At 70.6% G+C, this 19,772-nt stretch carries 17 protein-coding genes; 3 read left to right on the top strand and 14 right to left on the bottom strand.

What is annotated here, in order from left to right:
- Positions 1 to 29: 29 nt before the first annotated feature.
- Positions 30 to 1,145, bottom strand: a complete 1,116-nt coding sequence (gene ald, locus ABZ796_RS23815) for an alanine dehydrogenase (protein ID WP_357340298.1) — start codon at positions 1,143 to 1,145, stop codon at positions 30 to 32.
- Positions 1,146 to 1,276: 131 nt separating this feature from the next.
- Positions 1,277 to 1,918 (bottom strand): NUDIX hydrolase, encoded by a 642-nt coding sequence (locus tag ABZ796_RS23810; RefSeq protein WP_357340297.1) that lies wholly within the window; start codon positions 1,916 to 1,918, stop codon positions 1,277 to 1,279.
- A gap of 22 nt (positions 1,919 to 1,940) precedes the next feature.
- Here ABZ796_RS23810 and pepN point away from each other — a divergent pair, with 22 nt between their 5' ends.
- Together pepN and ABZ796_RS23800 are read left to right on the top strand one after the other, a co-directional pair.
- A complete protein-coding gene (gene pepN, locus ABZ796_RS23805; RefSeq protein WP_357340296.1) occupies positions 1,941 to 4,379 on the top strand; it encodes an aminopeptidase N in 2,439 nt (812 codons plus the stop codon).
- Between the two features lie 71 nt (positions 4,380 to 4,450).
- Complete coding sequence (locus ABZ796_RS23800) at positions 4,451 to 4,924, top strand: SRPBCC family protein (protein ID WP_357340295.1); 474 nt, start codon at positions 4,451 to 4,453, stop codon at positions 4,922 to 4,924.
- Between the two features lie 176 nt (positions 4,925 to 5,100).
- Here ABZ796_RS23800 and ABZ796_RS23795 read toward each other — a convergent pair whose 3' ends face one another.
- The 7 genes from ABZ796_RS23795 to ABZ796_RS23765 all read right to left on the bottom strand — a co-directional run bounded on the left by ABZ796_RS23795 (position 5,101) and on the right by ABZ796_RS23765 (position 13,919).
- Entirely contained in the window at positions 5,101 to 6,828 is a 1,728-nt protein-coding gene (locus ABZ796_RS23795) for a CTP synthase (RefSeq protein WP_357340294.1), read from the bottom strand.
- 14 nt (positions 6,829 to 6,842) lie between these two features.
- On the bottom strand, positions 6,843 to 8,774 hold the full coding sequence (steA, locus tag ABZ796_RS23790) for a putative cytokinetic ring protein SteA (protein WP_357340293.1): 1,932 nt from the start codon (positions 8,772 to 8,774) through the stop codon (positions 6,843 to 6,845).
- Between the two features lie 170 nt (positions 8,775 to 8,944).
- The gene (gene recN, locus ABZ796_RS23785) at positions 8,945 to 10,708 is read right to left on the bottom strand and encodes a DNA repair protein RecN (protein WP_357340292.1); all 1,764 of its coding nucleotides are present in this window, start codon (positions 10,706 to 10,708) and stop codon (positions 8,945 to 8,947) included.
- The gene (locus ABZ796_RS23780; RefSeq protein ID WP_357340291.1) at positions 10,701 to 11,627 is read right to left on the bottom strand and encodes an NAD kinase; all 927 of its coding nucleotides are present in this window, start codon (positions 11,625 to 11,627) and stop codon (positions 10,701 to 10,703) included. The genes recN and ABZ796_RS23780 overlap by 8 nt, the downstream gene beginning before the upstream one ends.
- Positions 11,628 to 11,707: 80 nt before the next feature.
- Positions 11,708 to 12,571, bottom strand: a complete 864-nt coding sequence (locus ABZ796_RS23775; protein ID WP_357340290.1) for a TlyA family RNA methyltransferase — start codon at positions 12,569 to 12,571, stop codon at positions 11,708 to 11,710.
- An 11-nt stretch (positions 12,572 to 12,582) separates the two neighbouring features.
- Positions 12,583 to 12,849: a hypothetical protein gene (locus tag ABZ796_RS23770; RefSeq protein WP_357340289.1), complete on the bottom strand. Its 267-nt coding sequence runs from the start codon at positions 12,847 to 12,849 to the stop codon at positions 12,583 to 12,585.
- Positions 12,846 to 13,919 (bottom strand): HAD-IIA family hydrolase, encoded by a 1,074-nt coding sequence (locus ABZ796_RS23765; RefSeq protein WP_357340288.1) that lies wholly within the window; start codon positions 13,917 to 13,919, stop codon positions 12,846 to 12,848. The genes ABZ796_RS23770 and ABZ796_RS23765 overlap by 4 nt, the downstream gene beginning before the upstream one ends.
- A 64-nt stretch (positions 13,920 to 13,983) precedes the next feature.
- On the opposite strand from ABZ796_RS23765, the gene ABZ796_RS23760 reads away from it, so the two are divergent.
- A complete protein-coding gene (locus ABZ796_RS23760) occupies positions 13,984 to 15,144 on the top strand; it encodes a DUF1015 family protein (RefSeq protein WP_357340287.1) in 1,161 nt (386 codons plus the stop codon).
- Positions 15,145 to 15,302: 158 nt separating this feature from the next.
- Here the strand turns inward: ABZ796_RS23760 and ABZ796_RS23755 are convergent, their stop codons facing one another.
- The 5 genes from ABZ796_RS23755 to argG form a co-directional block, all read right to left on the bottom strand.
- Complete coding sequence (locus tag ABZ796_RS23755; RefSeq protein WP_357340286.1) at positions 15,303 to 15,722, bottom strand: single-stranded DNA-binding protein; 420 nt, start codon at positions 15,720 to 15,722, stop codon at positions 15,303 to 15,305.
- A 125-nt stretch (positions 15,723 to 15,847) separates the two neighbouring features.
- A complete protein-coding gene (locus tag ABZ796_RS23750) occupies positions 15,848 to 16,414 on the bottom strand; it encodes a DNA-3-methyladenine glycosylase (protein WP_357340285.1) in 567 nt (188 codons plus the stop codon).
- Entirely contained in the window at positions 16,414 to 17,835 is a 1,422-nt protein-coding gene (argH, locus tag ABZ796_RS23745) for an argininosuccinate lyase (protein ID WP_357340284.1), read from the bottom strand. The genes ABZ796_RS23750 and argH overlap by 1 nt, the downstream gene beginning before the upstream one ends.
- Positions 17,832 to 18,302, bottom strand: a complete 471-nt coding sequence (locus ABZ796_RS23740) for an NUDIX domain-containing protein (RefSeq protein ID WP_357340283.1) — start codon at positions 18,300 to 18,302, stop codon at positions 17,832 to 17,834. The genes argH and ABZ796_RS23740 overlap by 4 nt, the downstream gene beginning before the upstream one ends.
- On the bottom strand, positions 18,302 to 19,762 hold the full coding sequence (gene argG, locus ABZ796_RS23735; protein WP_357340282.1) for an argininosuccinate synthase: 1,461 nt from the start codon (positions 19,760 to 19,762) through the stop codon (positions 18,302 to 18,304). The genes ABZ796_RS23740 and argG overlap by 1 nt, the downstream gene beginning before the upstream one ends.
- Between the last annotated feature and the right edge of the window lie 10 nt (positions 19,763 to 19,772).

The raw sequence follows: 19,772 nt of genomic DNA, 5'->3' as shown, positions 1-19,772 counted from the left end.
ATGACGAGCCGACTCGGCGGGTTCAGATGTCAGGCCAGGACGGTGTCGAGCGCGACCGCGTCGATGCCGACGGCCTCGCCGACAGGGGCGTTGGTCAGCTCGCCGGCGTGGGTGTTGAGGCCCTTGGCGAGCGCGGCGTCCTCGCGCAGCGCCTGCTTCCAGCCCTTGTTGGCCACGGCGACGGCGTACGGCATCGTCGCGTTCGTGAGCGCGTAGGTGGAGGTGTTGGGCACCGCGCCGGGCATGTTGGCGACGCAGTAGAAGGTCGAGTCGTGGACCTGGTAGGTCGGGTCGTCGTGGGTCGTCGCGTGGGAGTCCTCGAAGCAGCCGCCCTGGTCGATGGCGATGTCGACGAGCACCGAGCCGGGCTTCATCCGCGAGACCAGGTCGTTGGTGACCAGCTTCGGCGCGGCCGCGCCGGGGATCAGCACGGCGCCGATCACCAGGTCGGCCTGGAGCACCTGCTCCTCGAGCGCCAGCTTGTTCGACGCGAGCCCGTGGACCTGGTTGGAGTAGCGCCAGAACGACATCCGCAGCTTCTCCAGGTCGGTGTCGAGCAGCGTGACGTCGGCGCCCATCCCGAGCGCGATGTTGGCGGCGTTCTGCCCCGAGACGCCGGCACCGATGATGACGACCTTGGCGTTGGCGACGCCGCCGACACCACCCATCAGCGTGCCGCGGCCGCCCTGGGCCTTGAGCAGGTTGTACGCACCGACCTGGGGCGCCAGGCAGCCGGCGACCTCCGACATCGGGTAGAGCAGCGGCAGCGCCCGGTTGGGCAGCTCGACGGTCTCGTACGCGATCGCGGTGACCTTCTTGGCCAGCAGCTCCTGCGTCAGCGGCTTGTCGGCGGCCAGGTGGAGGTAGGTGAACAGGGTCAGGCCCTCGCGCAGGCGGTGGTACTCCTCCGCGACCGGCTCCTTGACCTTGAGCACCAGGTCGGCGTTGCCCCAGGTCTCGTCGGCGTCGCCGAGGATCTTGGCGCCGACCGCGGCGTACTCGGCGTCCGAGATCGAGGAGCCGACTCCGGCTCCGGCCTGCACGAAGACCTCGTGGCCGTTGGCCACCAGCTCGTGGACGCCCGAGGGGGTGATCGCCACCCGGTACTCGTGGTTCTTGACTTCCTTGGGTACGCCGACTCTCATGTCTCTCCCCTGAATGTGGTGGTCCGTGGGTTACGGGTCAGCCGGATGTTCGCCGCCTGATGCGGCATGTCTAACCCGGTGTGGCGCAAGTCACCAAAACCACGTCGTTCGGTCCTCGACCAGGCGCCTGATCAGACTCTGCCACGCGATTTGAGCGCGGCGTACGCAAGCACGGCCTGGACGACCGGCGCGTCGGTCGCCCGGCCGCTCAGCACGGCGTTCAGGAGCTCCTCGAAGGGCACCCAGTGGATGCTCATCTCGGCCTCCTCGTGCTCCAGCTCGAAGCCGTCGCGGTCGCTCGCGGTCAGGCCGCGGGCGAGGAAGAAGTGGTGGATCTCCTCGGAGATCCCGGGCGAGGTGTAGGTCGAGAGCAGCGGCGTCCACTCGGCGGCCTCGTGGGCCACCTCCTCGCGCAGCTCGCGCACGGCCACGTCCAGCGGGTCCTCGCCAGGGTAGTCGATCAGGCCGGCGGGGAGCTCCACGAAGCGCCGCCTGGCGGGATGGCGGTACTGGGTGATGACCAGGGCACGTTCCTCCTCGTCCAGCGCCAGCACGACGGCGGCGCCCGGGTGCTCGAGCACCAGGCGGCGGAACGGCTCCTCGTCCTCGTGGCCGGGACGGTTGATCCGGTCCGCACGCAGCGCGACCACCCAGCCGTCACGGTGGAGGTCCTCGCTCGAGGCGACCGGCCAGCTCTCCGGGACGTCCCACTCGGTGAGTGGACCATGATCCAGCGGGCCCGCGGAGTCGGAAATTCGTGCGTCCGATGTCATGGCCCGAGGCTACCCTCGGCTCATGTCTGACACCTCCCCCGCCGCCCCTGCCTCACTCACCCAGGAGGAGGCGGCTGCGCGGGCCGCCACGATCACCGTCGAGCGCTACGACATCGCTCTCGACATGACCGGCCTGCTGGAGGGCGAGACGCTCTCGAGCGTCTCCACGATCACCTTCTCCGCCTCCCCCGGCTCGAGCACGTTCGTCGACTGCGTGGCCGAGGTCAACGCGGCCACGCTCAACGGCACCGAGCTCGACCTCGCCACGATCAGCGCCGGCAGGATCCCGCTCGAGAACCTCGCCGAGACCAACACCCTGGTCGTGACCGCCTCCCAGTCCGACACCGCCTCCTCCGAGGGCGTGCTGCGCACCGTCGACCCCTCCGACGGCAACGTCTACGTATGGACCTCCTTCGAGCCCGACGACGCCCGCCGACTGTGGGCCTGCTTCGACCAGCCCGACCTCAAGGCCGTGCACGGGTTCACCGTGACCGCGCCCGAGCAGTGGACCGTGCTGTCCAACTGCGCACCCGCGAGCGTCTCGGACGCGACCGCCGGCGCGCGGACCTGGGTCTTCGAGGACACTCCCCCGCTCTCGACGTACGTCGTGGTGGTCAACGCCGGCCCGTTCGTAGAGGTCCGCGAGGAGCGGGGCGGCTACGACCTGGGGCTCTACGCCCGTCAGTCGCTGGCGAGCCAGCTCGAGCGGGACCGCGAGGAGATCCTCGACGTCACCGCCCACGGGCTGGCCTGGTTCGGCACCAAGTTCGGGATGCCGTTCCCGCAGCGTCGCTACGACCAGATCTTCGTTCCCGACATGGGCGGCGCGATGGAGAACTGGGGCGCGGTCACCCACAGCGACATGTTCCTCTACCGCACGGCACCGACCCACGCCGACCGCACCGAGCGCACCAACGTGATCCTGCACGAGATGGCGCACATGTGGTTCGGCGACCTGGTCACGATGCGCTGGTGGGACGACCTGTGGCTCAACGAGGCCTTCGCCTCGTGGGCCGCCGTGTGGGCCTCGGCCGCGCTCCCCGACTACGCCGACGTGTGGGCCTCGATCGCGCTGACCGAGAAGAAGGCGGGCTACGACATCGACGCGACGCCCGCCACCCACCCGATCCGCGGCGTGGTGCCCAGCGTCGACGTCGCGATGGCCAACTTCGACGCGATCACCTACATGAAGGGTCAGGCCGTGCTGCAGCAGCTGCACGCCTACATCGGCGAAGAGGCCTACCTCGCCGGGCTGCAGTCCTACTTCGCCGAGCACGCCTACGGCAACACCGTCCTCGACGACCTGATGAGCGCCTTCGGCACGGCCGCGGGCAAGGACCTCTCCGCCTGGACCACCGCCTGGCTCGACCACGCCGGCACCGACGTGATCACCCTCGCCGACGGCAAGGTGTCGATCACCAGCCCCGACGGGACCGTACGCCCGCACCGGCTCGACATCGCCTCCTACGACTCCTCGGGGGCGCTCCTCGCGACCACGCCGGTCACCGTGGCAGGTGAGCCCGTCGCGGTCTCGCTCCCCGACGCCGCCGCGCACCTGGTCAACGCGACCGACGTGACCTTCGCGGCGGTGCGCTCGGACGCGGCCAGCGAGGCCTGGCTCGGCCAGAACGCCGGCCTGCTGCCCGACGCGGTGGCCCGGGCGGTCGCGGTCAACAGCGCCTGGACCGCCCTGTTCCGCGGCGAGATCGCCGGCCCCGAGGTGGTCTCGCGGGTCCTCTCCGTCCTCGAGCGTGAGCGCAACCCGCAGGTCACGGGCGAGTTCCTGGCCATGGCCGTCACCGCTGCCGAGCTGTGGACGGCGCCCGAACGGGTCGCTGAGCAGCGGGCGCTGGTCGCCGGAGCGGCCGCGGCGCTCGCCGAGGACCCGGCCAACCGCGACACCGCTCTCCGCGTCGTGGCCTCGCACGCCTCCACGCCCGAGCAGCTCGCGCTGGCCGAGGAAGGGGCGGCGGAGGACGTACAGGTGGCCTGGCGGCTGCTCGGCCGTCGGGCCGAGACGGGCGACTACGACGCCCAGGCGGTGGCGGCGCTCGAAGCACGCGACCCCGACCCCGAGTCCTGGGTCAGTGCCTTGGGCGTACGCACCGCGCGGCCGCTCGCGGAGGCCAAGGAGGAGGCCTGGCAGGTGACCATGATCGAGCGCCGGCTTCCGCGCACAGACAGCGCCTACGCGCTGAGCTCGGCGTTCTGGCGGCCCGGCCAGGAGGAGATCCTGGCTCCGTACGCCCAGCGCTATCTCGACGCGGTCGCCGCCATCAGGGGTGGCGGGCTGCTCGCCTACGGGCTCCAGCTCCGCTTCTACCCGGCACAGGCCGGCGAGGACGTCGCCGCCGCCGCACGCGCCGCCTGTGAGGGCGATGCACTGGTCCCCTTCGTCCGGCAGACGATCATCCGCATGGCCGACGTGCACTCGCGGCAGGTGGCGGCTCGCGCGTTGTGAGCACAGCAGGTATGGCCGCCGAGAGCGGCGGGTACCCGTTTTGTCGTACGCAACCGAGAAGGAGTTACGACATGAGCACCATCGAGAAGAGCGTCCAGGTCGCAGTCCCGGTCAGCACCGCGTACGACCAGTGGACCCAGTTCGAGTCGTTCCCCCAGTTCATGGAGGGCGTCGAGTCGGTCCAGCAGCTCGATGACAAGCACCTGCACTGGAAGGCCGAGATCGGCGGTGTGACCCGCGAGTGGGACGCCGAGATCGTCGACCAGGTTCCCGACGAGCGCATCACCTGGCGCGCCGTGGAGGGCGCCAAGAACAAGGGCACGGTGTCCTTCACCCCGGACCAGATGGCGACGTCGACCCAAGTGACGCTCCGCCTGGAGTACGAGCCCGAGGGCGCCGTCGAGAAGGTCGGTGACGTGCTCAAGCTCGTCGGCACGCGGGCCAAGGGCGACCTCGAGCGGTTCAAGGACTTCATCGAACATCGCGGCACCGAGACCGGTGCCTGGCGCGGCGAGGTGAAGCCGACCGGCGAGGTACGTCGCTAGAACACGTCGCTAGAACACACAGACCAGGAGGCCCCTGGGCCCGGCGAGCGCCGGTCCCAGGGGCCTCCTCAGTCGAATGCTCAGGCCTCGGCATTGTGTCTCGACCCGCTTCGCGGGTTCGCAAGCTCACCCGCTGCGCTTGCTCGACCTCCTCGCGTTGCGCCGATGTTCGTTCCTCACATCGACGCAGGCTCGGACTCTGGCAGCTCGACGTCGCTGATGTCGCTGACCTCGCGACGCAGGTTGGTCTCGTCGATCGGGAACCGCTGCTCCTTCTGCCGGTCGAGGGCCGCCTTCACCAGCCCGGCGAAGAGCGGGTGCGGGCGGGTCGGCCGCGAGCGGAGCTCGGGGTGGGCCTGGGTGGAGACGTAGTAGGGGTGTACGTCGCGGGGCAGCTCGACGAACTCGACGAGCTGGTTGTCGGGCGAGAGGCCGGAGAAGACCAGGCCGGCGTCCTCGAGCTGGTCGCGGTAGGAGTTGTTGACCTCGTAGCGGTGGCGGTGACGCTCCTCGATGGAGGTCTCGCCGTAGACCTCGGCCGCGATCGAGCCCTTCTTGAGCTCGGCCGGGTAGAGCCCCAGGCGCATGGTGCCACCGAGGTCACCGGCACCCTCGACGTACGCCTTCTGCTCCTCCATCGTCGCGATGACGGGCTCGGGGGTCTCGGCGTCGAACTCCGTGGAGTCGGCCTTCTCCAGGCCGAGCACGTTGCGGGCGTACTCGATGACCATGCACTGCAGGCCCAGGCACAGGCCGAGCGTGGGGATTTGGTGGGTGCGGGTGTAGGTCAGCGCGCCGAGCTTGCCCTCCAGGCCGCGGATGCCGAAGCCGCCGGGGACGCAGACGGCGTCGACGTCGTGGAGGTTCTTGGCGGCGCCCTCGGGGGTCTCGCACTCGTCGGAGGGGATCCAGCGGATGTTGACCTTTGCCTCGTTGGCGAACCCGCCGGCGCGCAGCGCCTCGCCGACGCTCAGGTAGGCGTCGGGGAGGTCGATGTACTTCCCGACCAGGCCGATGGTGAGCTCTTCCTTGGGGTGGTGGACCCGGCGGAGCAGGTCCTCCCACAGCGCCCAGTCGACGTCGCGGAAGGGCAGGTCGAGCTTGCGCACGACATAGGCGTCCAGACCCTCGCGGTGGAGCACCTTCGGGATGTCGTAGATGCTCGGCGCGTCGGCGGCGGTCACCACGGCGTCCTCGTCGACGTCGCACATGAGCGCGATCTTGCGCTTGATGCCCTCGGGCAGCTCGCGGTCGGCGCGGCACACGATGGCGTCGGGCTGGATGCCGATCTGGCGCAGCGCCATCACCGAGTGCTGGGTCGGCTTCGTCTTGAGCTCCTTGGAGGGGCCGATGTAGGGCACCAGGGAGACGTGCACGAAGAAGACGTTGTCGCGGCCGACGAGCTGGCGCACCTGGCGGGCGGCCTCGAGGAACGGCAGCGACTCGATGTCGCCGACGGTGCCGCCGATCTCGGTGATCACGACATCGATCTCGGGACCGTGCATGGCCAGGACCCGCTCGGAGATCTCGTCGGTGATGTGCGGGATCACCTGGACCGTCTCGCCGAGGTAGTCGCCGCGGCGCTCCTTGGCGATCACGTTGGAGTAGACCTGCCCGGTGGTCACGTTGGCGTGGCCGACCAGGTCGGTGTCGAGGAAGCGCTCGTAGTGGCCGATGTCGAGGTCCGTCTCGGCACCGTCGTTGGTCACGAAGACCTCACCGTGCTGGAACGGGTTCATGGTGCCGGGGTCCACGTTGAGATACGGGTCCAGCTTCTGCATGGTCACGCTCAGGCCACGCGAACGGAGAAGACGGCCGAGGGACGATGCCGTCAGTCCCTTTCCCAATGAGGAGGCGACGCCCCCGGTGACAAAAATGTGCTTGGTCAAGCTCGCCGACTTCATGGGCCTCAATCCTATCAATGCTTCAGCAGGCCACCGAAACCTGACGCACCGAAATCGCCACCTTGTTGATCGGTCTGGCGAGCCAGCGCGAGCGGAGCGGCGACCTGACCGGTGGTGGTCTCGATGCCGTCGACCGACGCGAACCAGCCCGGCCAGTCGTTGGCGCGGAGCGTCTCGAGGTCCTCGGAGCCCGTGGGTGCCGTCACGACCAGGCCTTTCGTGCTCGCACCGAGCCCCTCGACCAGGCCCTCGACCGCGGTCGTGTCCGCGCTGTCGTCACCGAGGACGACCAGGACGAGGCCGGCCGGCCCGGTCGGCCGTCCCTGTGCCTTGACCAGATCGCCGGTGAGCAACGCCACAGCGGCGGTCTTGGCGGGCTGGTCGAACGCCGTCGGCGGCTTCGTGCCGGCGTAGGTCTCCCCGATCACCTGGCCCATCCGCTGATACGTCGCCTGCTTCGCGTCGCCGCGGCCCAGCTGCTTGATCAGCTGGGTGGCCAGGCTGTCGACGTACTGCTTGCGGTCGGGGTCCAGCAGATTCGGTCGTACGTCGAGCACCCCCGTCGTCTCGCCGCCGGCCTTCTCGATCTTGCCGGTGAGCGCGGCGACGGTCTTCTGGTCCGCGCCGGGGAGGGTGAGGACAGCGACCTTCCGGCCGGTGAGCGTGCCGGGCAGGAGCGCGTCGCCGGCCTCGGCGACGAACTGGGCCTCGGCGCTCTGCTGTGGGTCCTCGGCGCCCTTCGTCTCGCTCCGGCCGGAGGTGGGGCTCGCCGCGGCACCGTCGCCGGCCCGGCTCACGATTCCCGTGCCGATCGCGGTGAGATCGTGGTCCGCGGCCCAGATGCCGGCGGGTACACCGACCGCCAGCGCCGTCACCGCGGCCAGGACCGGAAGAACGAGCCGGCGGCTACGGGGCTCCTTGCGCCGCACGGCCGGGATCGCGGACGCATCGATCAGCGTCGGGCCGAGGGCGAGCCGGGTCAGGTAGGTGCCGGCCAGGCCGGGGCGCTGGTCCTCGAGGAAGTCGGTCAGGGTGGTGCTCAGCCCGGCCCCGACCACCAGCGAGGGATGCTGGGCATAGGCCACCAGGAGCGCCGCGTCCTCGGGGGCGAGAGCCGACTCGAACCGCTTCGGCTGCACGCCGATCCGGTCGAGGAGCTCGGTGGCGGTCTCGCTCGCGGAGGCGCCGGGCGCGAGGACGATCTCGGCGGCGCTGGTGAGCACCTTCGGTTCGGGGTAGGTGTCGGTGTCGGGGCCCAGGACGACCACCGCGTGGCGAAGCTGCTTCTTGGTCAGCCTCTTCGCCGCGGGGCCCACCGCGATGATGGCCGGGCGCTGCTCGCGCAGGAAGCCGGCGAGGTCGCCGAGGTAGCGGTCGAGGTCGGGATGGTCGGCGACCACCACGACAGGACGCCCGGCGAGCGGGGTGTCCAGAGCAGGTACGCCGTTGCCGTGCAGCAGCACCTCCTCCTCGCGCTTGAGGAGCTCGCTGCTGTTGTGGGTGAAGAGGTCCAGATGGGAGCTCAGGCCCCGCTTGGCGTCCTCGAGGTCCTTCTCGAGCGACTCCTGATCGAGCGCCCTGCCCGAGGTCAGCAGCTGCTCACCGTCGAAGATCTCGCCGTCGAGGATCCGTGCCTTCCGGCCGTCGACCAGCTTCCCCAGCCCCGCCTCGCCGATCTTGTCGATCAGCTCGATCCCCGCGTCGGCCAGCGTCTGCGGGCCCCGGTTCGGGTAGCGGCCCGAGACCATCGGCTGGACGTTGACCACGGCGATCACGCCCGTGGCGACGATCGCCAGCGCAGTGCTCCGGTCCAAGTCGACATGGTCGATGACCGCGATGTCGCCCTCTTTGAGTCGCGGGATCAGCGCCCGGGTCGGCCGCCCCGAGCGGAGCGTGCCGCGGATGCCCGGAAGTACGGAGGGAATCTGGCGAGTAGGCAGTCTCATGGCTCACCAATCCTCCCCCGGCGCCACGGCGCGTCCCCGGATCTCCTATCCGGCGAGTCGGACGTCGTGGCGGCCGGATGCGGACGTTTGGCGGTCGAATCGGTCGTTATGGCGTGTGTCGTTCGCCACAACAACCGATTCGGGGCGCCAGAACCGCGGTTTCGGCGTGATCAGGCCTTGGCGGAGCGAGCCACCTCGAGGAGCTCGCGGGCGTGCGCGATGGCGGTGTCGGAGGCCGTCAGACCGGCCAGCATGCGAGAGAGCTCCCGCTCGCGGGACTCGTCGTCGAGGACGGTGAGACCGGAGCTGGTGACCACGCCGTCGCTGGTCTTCTCGACGGCGACGTGATGGTCGGCGAAGGCGGCGACTTGGGGCAGGTGGGTGACGACCAGGACCTGCGCGGTGCGGGCCAGGTGGGCGAGCCGGCGGCCGATCTCCACGGCGGCGGTGCCACCGACGCCGGCGTCGACCTCGTCGAAGACGAAGGTCGGGACCGGGCTGGTGGCCGCCAGGACCACCTCGATCGCCAGCATCACCCGGGAGAGCTCACCACCGGAGGCTCCCTTGTGGAGCGGGCGAGGCTCCGAGCCGGTGTTGGCGGCCAGCAGCAGCTCGACCTCGTCGAGGCCGTTGGAGCCGTAGCGCAGCCAGCGCTGGGTCCTGCCCGAACCGACCTTCAGCGGTGCGTGTGACTCGTCCTCCGACGCGGGCGCGTCGGCCTCCTTCTGGCGTACGTCGACCACCAGCCGCGCGTGCGGCATGGCCAGTCCGGTGAGCTCGTCGCTGACCGCCTCGGCCAGCGCGCCGGCGGCGTCGGTGCGGGCGGCCGACAGCGCCAGGCCGGCATCGGCGAGGGCGGCACGCAGACGCGTACGCTCCCCGCGGAGCTCCTCGATCCGGTCGTCGTCGGAGTCGAGCTCGAGCAGCCGCTTGGCGCCGGTCTCGGCCCAGGCGAGCACCTCGTCGATGGTCTCGCCGTACCTCCTGGTCAGCGCGGTCAGGGCTGCGCGGCGCTCGGAGACCACCGCGAGCCGGGCCGGGTCGGTCTCGATCGCGGTCGCGTAGGAGGCGACGTCGGCGGCGAGGTCGGAGAGCAGGTAGGAGACCTCCGCGAGGCGGTCGGCCAGAGAAGCGGCGTCGGGGTCGTGCTCGCGCACGCCGTCGAGGGCCTGGCGCGCGGCCGAGATGGCGCCCAGCGCGTCGGGGGCGTCGATCTCCGAGGAGAGCGCCTCACGAGCGTGCTCCGCGGCGGTGCGCAGCGTGTCGGCGTAGCCGAGCTTCTCTTCCTCCTGGGCCAGGGTGACGTCTTCGCCGGACTCCGGTGAGACCTCCTCGACCTCACCGAGACCGAAACGGAGCAGATCGGCCTCCTGCGCCCGCTCACGGGCGTGGGTGGTGACCTCGTCGAGCTCGCGCTCGACCTTGTGGAGCTCGGCATGGATGTCGGCGTAGGCCGCGATGAGCTTGGCGACCGCGTCGCCGCCGAAGCGGTCCAGCGAGTCGCGCTGGGCGCGCGGCTGCAGCAGCCGGTGCTGGTCGGACTGGCCGTGGACCGCGACCAGCGGCGAGGTCACCGAGCCGAGGGTCGCGACCGGGACGGTCGCTCCCCCGACGTACGCCCTCGCGCGGCCTTCGGCGGCGACCGTGCGGGCCACCAGGACGCGGCCCTCCTCGACCTCTCCCCCGGCCTCCTCGGTCGCCTCCACGACGGCGGGCAGGGAGCGGGCGTCGATGACGCCCTCGACCCGGGCCGCCTTCTTGCCCTTGCGGACCGAGCCGGCGTCACCGCGACCACCGAGCAGCAGCCCGAGAGCGGTCACGATCATGGTCTTGCCCGCACCGGTCTCACCGGTCACCACGGTCAGCCCTGGTCCGAGCTCCAGGGTCGAGGACTCGATGATCCCGAGTCCGGAGATCCTGATCTCCTCAAGCATTCTCGCCTCCGTTCATCCTGAACGGACGCCGTTCCGCGGCGCCTCGCCATCCCTCCACAGACAGTCCGAACTTCCGCACCAGACGATCCGTGAACGGGGCCTGGTGCAGGCGAACGAGTCTGACAGGCTCCACCCCCCGGGTGACCTCGATCCGGGCCCCCGGGCCCAGGTCGTAGGAACGCCGGCCGTCGCACCAGAGCACGCCGACACCGTCGGCGCGCGAGATGACCTCGACGGCCAGCACCGAGGTCGGCGCCACCACCATCGGCCTGGCGAAGAGGGCGTGGGCGCTGATCGGGGTCAGCAGCAGCGCCTCGACACCCGGCCACACGACCGGGCCCCCGGCAGAGAAGTTGTAGGCCGTCGAGCCGGTCGGGGTCGCGCAGACGACACCGTCGCAGCCCCACCTCGACAGCGGCCGGCCGTCGATCTCGACGACGACCTCGAGCATCCGCTCGCGCGCGGCCTTCTCGACACTCGCCTCGTTGACCGCGAACGTACGGAAGACCTTCTCACCGTCCTCGAAGACGCTGACGTCGAGCGCGAGGCGGTCCTCGGAGGTGTAGCGACGTTGCACGATCGCCTCGATCGTCGACTCGACATCGTCGTACTCCGCCTCCGCCAGGAACCCGACATGGCCGAGGTTGACCCCGAGCACCGGGGTGCGGTGGGGCTGGACCAGCTCGGCCGCACGCAGGATGGTGCCGTCGCCACCGATGACCAGCGCCAGCTCGCAGTCACGGCTCGCGTCGTCCTCGTCGGCGGCGAGCTCGAGCTTCGGTTCGTACGCCGCCGGGTCGATGCCCAGGTCGGCGGCCTCGCTCGCCAGCACCCGGACCACGATGCCGTGGACCGCGAGCGACTTGGCACAGGCGAGGCCGACCTCGCGGGCCTCCTCGCGCCCGGTGTGGATGAGCATGAGGACGCGCCGGACCTCGGCTGGGTCCGCAGTCGCTGGGTCCAAAGGCGCTGGGTCCACAGCAGAGGCTTCGGCGTCGATCACGGATCAACCTTCTCAGACGGCACCGACACATCCCCGGCGGCGGGGCTCTCCAGGCCGCGCTGCTCGCGCACGGCCTCCTCGATCTCCGCCTCGGTGACGGTGGCCTCCCCACGTCGCAGCCACAGGAAGAACTCGACGTTGCCCGACGGGCCCGGGAGCGGGCTGGTCGTGACCGCGCGGGCGCCCCAGCCGCGGCTCGCGGCGGCCGCGGCGACGGCGTTGACGGCCTCGGCGCGCAGCACGGGGTCGCGGACCACGCCACCCTTCCCGACCCGGTCCTTGCCGACCTCGAACTGGGGCTTGACCATCAACGCCAGGTCGCCCTCGGGGCTGGTGACCCGGATCAGCGCGTCCAGCACGAGCTCGAGGGAGATGAAGGAGAGATCGCCGACGACGACGTCGACGGGTTCGCCGACGATGTCGAGGGAGAGGTCGCGGATGTTGGTGCGGTCGTGGACGATCACCCGCTCGTCCTGCTGCAGCCGCCAGGCGAGCTGGCCGTAGCCGACGTCGACGGCCACGACCTCTCGGGCCTCGTTGCGCAGCAGTACGTCGGTGAACCCGCCCGTCGACGCGCCGGCGTCGAGGCAGCGGCGGCCCTTGACCGAGAGTCCCAGCGGTTCGAACGCCGCGAGTGCGCCGGCGAGCTTGTGGCCGCCGCGGGAGACGAAGTCGGGACGGTCAGGGTCCTCGGTGACCACGATCGCGACGTCGGTGGTGACGCCCGTGGCCGGCTTGGTGGCACGGTTTCCCGAGACCGTGACCCGCCCGGCGGCGATCAGCTCGCTGGCGTGCTCGCGGGAGCGGGCCAGCTTGCGCCGGACCAGCTCGGCGTCGAGGCGCAGGCGACGAGGAGGCATCCGCTCGCCTCTCAGGGCTGGTTGGTCGGCTGGGGCTCGCCGGACGCCGCGGCGATCCGGGACATCGCGTCCGGTGCGCCGGTCTCGGGGTCCAGGGCACGACGCAGCTCGGTGTGAGCGGCCTCGAAGACGCCGACGTGCTCGGTCAGCGGCAGCTCGTCGAGCCGGTCCAGCGTCTCGAGCACCGCGTCGACGCGGGCGACACCGGTGTGCGGCGCCGTGTCGGCCCCACCCATCCCGGCCGGGGCCGGAGTCTCCTCGAAATGCTCCTCGCTCATGAGGGCGAGACTACCGTCCCGTCGCCGGCATCCGGGCGAGGCGATGTCCTGAGCCTGTCGAAGGGCGGCACGGCCTGTGTGCCGATCGTGGCCACCGACCCGGTGGCGTCCAGGTGCGCCCAGGCGCCGGCCGCGGCCGCCCGCCACCAGTCGTCGGTGCTCCCGTCACCGGTGACCTGCAGCTCGCCGTCGCGTACCTCCGCCGTCCAGCCGCCGAGCCGCACGGTCGTGCCGTCGGTCTCCGGCGCTGGGTGAGCCTCCAGCAACCCGCCCAGGTCGGCGGAGATGTAGGACGGCCGACGCTGCGGCTCGGCCGCGACCAGGTCCTCGAGCCCGGTCACCCCGGTGAGCACCAGCAGCGTGTCGATGCCGACGTTGCGGCCGCCCTCGATGTCGGTGTCGAGCCGGTCGCCGACCATCAGCGGATGATCGGCCCCGGTGCGCCGGATCGTCTCCTCCAGCAGCGGTCGCGAAGGCTTGCCGGCCACGACCGGCTCGACGCCCGAGAAGCGGCGCAGGGTGTCGACCAGGACCCCGTGCCCCGGCGCGATCCCGTAGGCGGCCGGAAACGTCATGTCGGTGTTGCTGGCGACCCAGAAGAGCCCGTCCTTGATCCGTACGGCCGCACGGAGGATGTCCTTCCACAGCAGCTCGGGGTTGTAGCCGGTGACGATCGCCTCGGCCTCCTCGTCGACGGCCACCGGCACCAGGCCCGCGGCCTCGAGCGGCTCGCGCAGGCCAGCAGCACCCAGGTTGACGACCTTCGCGCCAGGGGCGAGCCGCTCGGCGAGGACATGCGCGGCGGCCTGCGCCGAGGTGACCACGTCCTCGGCGGTCGCCTCGATCCCCAGGTTGCGGATGTTCTCGGCGACCTTGGCCGGAGTCCGGGCCGCGTTGTTGGTGATGAACGCCAGCTTGAGCCCGACCTCGCGTGCGGCGGCGAGCGACTCCGGGGCGCGTCGGACCGCTGTGCCGCCGATGTAGACCACACCGTCGAGGTCGAGCATCGCCACGTCATGGGCGGCGGCGAGCGGCTGGGTTGAGCCCTTCAACTGATGGCCGGTCAGCACACGAAGTTCCTTCTCTGGGTCGGGGGTTCGGCGAATGGCACCAGTGTGACCCTACGATGTGCGGATGGACGATACGGGTGTGGTCAGGGCGCCGTACCTCGGGCGTCCGCTGCGCCTGGAGCCATTTCGAGCGCTCTCGTTGGCCCCGTCACGGATCGGAGACCCGACCTCGGCGCGGCTCTACTCCCGCCCCTATCGGGGCGTCGCCTCCCGGATCAGCTCGTGGCTGGCGCGTGGCGATCTGCGTGAGCACCAGGACCTCGCGCTCTACCTCCACGAGTACACCGCTGCCGGGATCACCGTGCGTGGCGTCGTCGGGATCCTCGACGTCTCGCACCGCACCGACGACCCCGGTGAGGCCGCGGTCATCCCCCACGAGGGCGTACGCGCCGCCCAGGCCGAGCAGCTCGCCTCCCGGATGCGGCAGATGCGGGTGCACCCGGCGCCGATCCTGCTCACCTACCACGCACCCGACGGAGTCGCGGCGCTGCTCGACCGGGTGCAGAGCGGCACTCCCGAGGAGCAGTACGACGACCACGGCGGCCAGCACCACCGTGTCTGGGCGATCACCGACGAGGCCCTCATCGGACAGCTGCGCACGGCCTGGGCGACCCAGCAGGCGCTGATCGCCGACGGACACCACCGCTACGCGGCCTACGCCGCGCTCCAGGGTCTCGCCGAGCCAGGTGACGGCGCCGCGACCGACTTCGGGCTGGCGATGCTCATCGACCAGGACGACACACCGCTACAGCTCGGCGCGATCCATCGGGTGCTGGCCGGGGTGAACCTGCGTGATCTACGGGCCGCGGCCGAGTCCGTCGGCGCCGAGTGGACCGCCGGCGGCCGCGACGCCGCCCTGAGCCGGCTCGGCCCCGGTGTGATCGTGCTCAGCGACGGCCGCGGCTGGGCCACGCTCGATGTCGACAGCGCCAACAGCCCGATCACCGGCGATGTCGGCTATCTGCACGACCGTGTCCTTCCGGAGCTGCGCCGGCAACCGTCGCGGGTGCTGCACGCCCACCAGGTCGACGCCGCGCTGAAGCGGGCCCGTCCGGGGCGTGACGTCGCGGTTTTGCTGGCGGCGCCGACCTTCGACACCATCCTCTCCTCCGCCGCGATCGGCGAGCTGCTCCCGGAGAAGGCGACCTCCTTCCAGCCCAAGCCGCACCCGGGCGTGCTCATCCGTCTCCTGGACTCGGCGCGGCTGGAGAAGTCGCGCCATTAGGGCGTGGCTCTCAAAGACACGGCGGCCGCGAGCGGCGTTTCGGGCCGATCTGGCAAGGCGGCGCTGCGAAGACAGCCTGGCTGGCTGTCGAGCGGCGCCAACGCGGCCAGATCGGATGCGAAACGTCGCGTAGCGGGCGTGGATTTGGGAGACACGCCCTAACTGGCCTGCCTGGTCGCGGCGGCCGCTCTGCTCACCCGTCGGGCCGAGGAGACCTCCACCTCGGTCATCGACTGCAGCCGGCCACCGGTCTTGAAGAATCGGCGGCGCAGGGAGCCGTTGACCTCGATGACGTCGCCGACCTGCCAGGTGCTTGCCGCCCGGCGAACCCGGGCGACCCAGGTGTGACACTCGAGCGCGTCGATCTGCACCCGGCTCCCCCGGCGTTTGTCGCGTGGCCTGTTGACGACCACCCGGAACGCGGTCAGCTGATCTCCGCTCGGCAGCTTCTTCTCCTCCGCGGCCAGTGAGAGCCGACCGATCAACCGCACCTCGTTGACCGTCGCCAGCCCACCGGCCGGCGCCATCCGCTCGCCATCGTCCGGTGATGGCTCCTTCTCCACTCTTGCGACCGTCATCTCGATCACCTCCGACCATCATCCTGATCGGGGGCACCGACAGTTCCGCCCGGCCCTACGCGGCCTGTGGAAAACCGAGGTCCGAACCGAGCCTGTGGACGGTCATCGGCCCGTCCGGGCAGCTCTCAGCGGGCTTTCGCCGGTCGGTAGGGCGAGACCGTCGGGTCACCCGACACCCAGAACCTCCAGGGCCGCTCCGGCGCGAGCCGCAGCCCGACCCGCGGCCCGGTGGCCACCTCGATCGCCGCCCACGTCTCGGCCGGCGCCAGGTGCAGCTCGAAGTCGCGGGTCCCGTTCATGGCGAGGTCGATCCCGAGCGACGAGGCGAGCCGCGCCGGTCCGCGGGCGAGATCGACGTCGCGTACCGGTCCGCGTCGCTCCCGGGCGATCTCGATCCCCTCGACGATCTCGCCGGCCCGCAGCAGGATCCCTCCGGGCTCGCCGTCGGGGTGGCACACGAGGTTTGCGCAGTGGTGCATCCCGTAGGTGAAGTAGACGTAGAGCCGCCCGGGCGGTCCGAACATGACCCGATTGCGGTTCGTCTCGCCCCGGAAGGCGTGCGAGCCGGGATCGTCGGCCGCGTACGCCTCCACCTCGGTGAGCCGCACCTTGACCCCGTCGAAGGACAGGGTCGCCCCGAGGAGCCGCGGAGCGGTCTCCTCGGGGCGCTGGTTCAACAGGCTCGCGAGCACTAGGACGGACGGAACCCGGCCGCCTCGGCCCGGAGCTCGGCAAGCTGCTCGACGACGCGATCGGGAGCCGTGCCACCACGGCCGTCACGCGAGGCGACCGAGCCTTCGATCGTCAGCACCAGGCGTACGTCAGGGGTGAGCGCCGGCGAGATCGTGGCGAACTCCTCGTCGGTGAGCGCGTCCAGCTCCACGCCGCGCTTCTCCGCCGCCTGCACGCAGGCACCGGCGAGCTCGTGCGCGATCCGGAAAGGGGTGCCCTGCCGGACCAGCCACTCGGCGATGTCGGTGGCCAGCGAGAAGCCCTGCGGGGCCAGCTCGGCCATCCGGTCGGTGTTGTAGACCAGCGTCGCGACCTGACCGGTGAAGGCCGGGAGCAGCACCTCGAGGGTGTCCAGGGAGTCGAAGACCGGCTCCTTGTCCTCCTGCAGGTCGCGGTTGTAGGCCAGCGGCAGCGCCTTCAGCGTGGTCAGCAGCCCGGTCAGGTTGCCGACCAGGCGCCCGGCCTTGCCCCGGGCGAGCTCGGAGATGTCGGGGTTCTTCTTCTGCGGCATGATGCTCGAGCCCGTCGACCAGGAGTCGTGCAGCGTGACGAAGTCGAACTCCTTGGTCGCCCACAGGATGATCTCCTCGGCGATCCGGCTGATGTCGACCCCGATCTGGGCGCACACGTAGGCGAACTCGGCGACGAAGTCACGCGAGGCGGTCCCGTCGATCGAGTTGGCGCTCGAACCGGTGAAGCCGAGCTCGGAGGCGACCAGCTCGGGGTCGAGCCCGAGCGACTGCCCCGCGAGCGCACCGGACCCGTACGGCGAGTCGCTCACGACCCGCGCCTGCCAGTCCTTGAGCCGGTCGACGTCGCGCAGCAGCGTCCAGGCGTGCGCCATCAGGTGGTGGGAGAGCAGCACCGGCTGGGCGTGCTGGAGGTGCGTACGTCCCGGCATGATCGCGCCCATGTTCTCGTCCGCCTGCGTGGCGAGCGCGTCGATGAGATCGAGCACGAGGCCACGCAGCACCCGCTCGTGATCGAGCAGGTAGCTGCGGAACAGGGTCGCGATCTGGTCGTTGCGGGAGCGCCCGGCGCGCAGCTTGCCGCCGACGTCGGGACCGATCTCCTCGATGAGCAGCCGCTCCAGCGCCCCGTGCACGTCCTCGTCGGAAGCGGCCGGAAGCAGCCGTCCGGCGGTGAACCGGTCGGCGAGGACGTCGAGACCCCGGTGGATCTCGTTCTCCTCGTCGCCGGTGAGCAGCCCGGCCGCCCCCAGCGCCTTGGCATGGGCGTGCGACCCGGCGATGTCGTAGAGCGCCAGCCGCCAGTCGAACTGCGTCGAGCGCGAGAGCGCCTCGAGCTCCGGCGACGGACCACCGGCGAACCGGCCGCCCCAGAGCTTGCCCTCGTTGGTGGTGTTGGCAGGCGTGGTCACGACTCTCCTCGTACGGCTTTGATAGCGATCTCCATGATGTCAGGAAGTGCACCGGGGGTTGCGGTGCCCTCGGCGCCGAGCTTGTCCGGCGTCCACCAGCCGGCTTGCACGACCGATGCCACCTCGAGCGGCTCCAGGTTGGCGAAGCTGATCTCGATCTCACGGTCGAGCGCGAGCGCGAAGTAGGCGTTGTGGCCGCTGTAGTCGACGCCGTTCCAGCTGTATTCGTCGTCGTGGATCTGAACGGGGCCGACCAGCGCCCCGGGCATGACCCGGACGCCGGCCTCCTCCCACAGCTCGCGCACCGCTGCGTCCACCGCGTCCTCACCGACGTCGATGGCGCCGCCGATGCTGGTCCAGTAGGCGCCACGCGCCGGGTTCCCCGGGTCGGTGTCCTGCAGGAGCAACACCTCGCCGTCGGGGCTGACCGGGAGAACCCGCGCCGACTCGCGACGGAGACGGACCATCAGTCGTTGCCCGCCTCCAGCGCGGCCTCGTCGAGGATCGTGTCGTCGAGGACGGCCCCCTCGACCGGAAGAGCCGCGGGGATGGGCTTGCCGTCGGTGGCGGCGATGCGGTCGAAGCCACCGGCGGGGAGCTCGCCGAAGAGGGTGCCGTGCTCGACGAGCACGGTGCCCTGGTCGAGCGGGTGGCCGGCGTAGATCTCCAGCTTGGAGCGGGAGTCGGCGATGTCGAGGTTGCGCATGGTGAGCTGACCGATGCGGTCCACGGGGCCGAAGGCGGCGTTCTCGACGCGCTCCATGGAGAGCTTCTCGGGGTGGTAGGAGAAGTGCGAGCCCTCGGTGTTGAGGATCGTGTAGTCCTCACCGCGGCGCAGCCGCAGGGTGACCGTGCCGGAGACGAGCGAGGCGATCCAGCGCTGGATCGACTCGCGCAGCATCAGCGCCTGCGGGTCGAGCCAGCGGCCCTCGTAGAGCAGCCGGCCGAGCTTGCGGCCATCGTTGTAGTAGTTGGACATGGTGTCCTCGTTGTGCACCGCGTTGAGCAGCCGCTCGTAGGCCGCCCACAGCAGCGCCATGCCCGGGGCCTCGTAGATGCCGCGGGACTTGGCCTCGATGATCCGGTTCTCGATCTGGTCGGACATGCCGAGGCCGTGGCGGCCGCCGATCGCGTTGGCCTCGTAGACGAGCTCGACGGCCGAGGGGAAGGACTTGCCGTTGATCGCCACCGGGCGGCCCTCGATGAAGCTGATCGAGACGTCCTCGGTCTCGATGGCGACCGAGGGGTCCCAGAACTTCACGCCCATGATCGGCTCGACGGTCTCCAGCGAGACGTCGAGGTGCTCCAGGGTCTTGGCCTCGTGGGTGGCGCCCCAGATGTTGGCGTCGGTCGAGTAGGCCTTCTCGGTCGAGTCGCGGTAGGGCAGGTCGTGGGCGACCAGCCACTCCGACATCTCGTGGCGGCCGCCGAGCTCGTGGACGAAGTCGGCATCGAGCCACGGCTTGTAGATGCGCAGCTCGGGGTTGGCCATCAGGCCGTAGCGGTAGAACCGCTCGATGTCGTTGCCCTTGAAGGTCGAGCCGTCGCCCCAGATGTTGACGTCGTCGGCCTGCATCGCGCGCACCAGCATGGTGCCGGTCACGGCCCGCCCCAAAGGCGTGGTGTTGAAGTACGCGCGGCCACCGGAGCGGATGTGGAAGGCACCGCAGGCGAGCGCGGCCAGCCCCTCCTCGACGAGCTGCGGCTTGATGTCGATGGCGCGGGCGATCTCCGCGCCGTACGCCATCGCACGGTCCGGCACACCGGAGATGTCGGGCTCGTCGTACTGCCCGATGTCGGCGGTGTAGGTGCACGGCACCGCACCCTTGTCGCGCATCCAGGCGACCGCCACGGAGGTGTCGAGACCTCCGGAGAAGGCGATGCCGACGCGCTCACCCTTGGGAAGGGAGGTCAGGACCTTGCTCACGAGATGTTGC

Origin of the sequence: Nocardioides sp. NPDC047086 (assembly GCF_040643685.1) — a bacterium.
Lineage (GTDB): Bacteria > Actinomycetota > Actinomycetes > Propionibacteriales > Nocardioidaceae > Nocardioides.
Note: the sequence above shows the minus strand (reverse complement) of the source record. Positions and strands in the feature narration are given on the sequence as shown.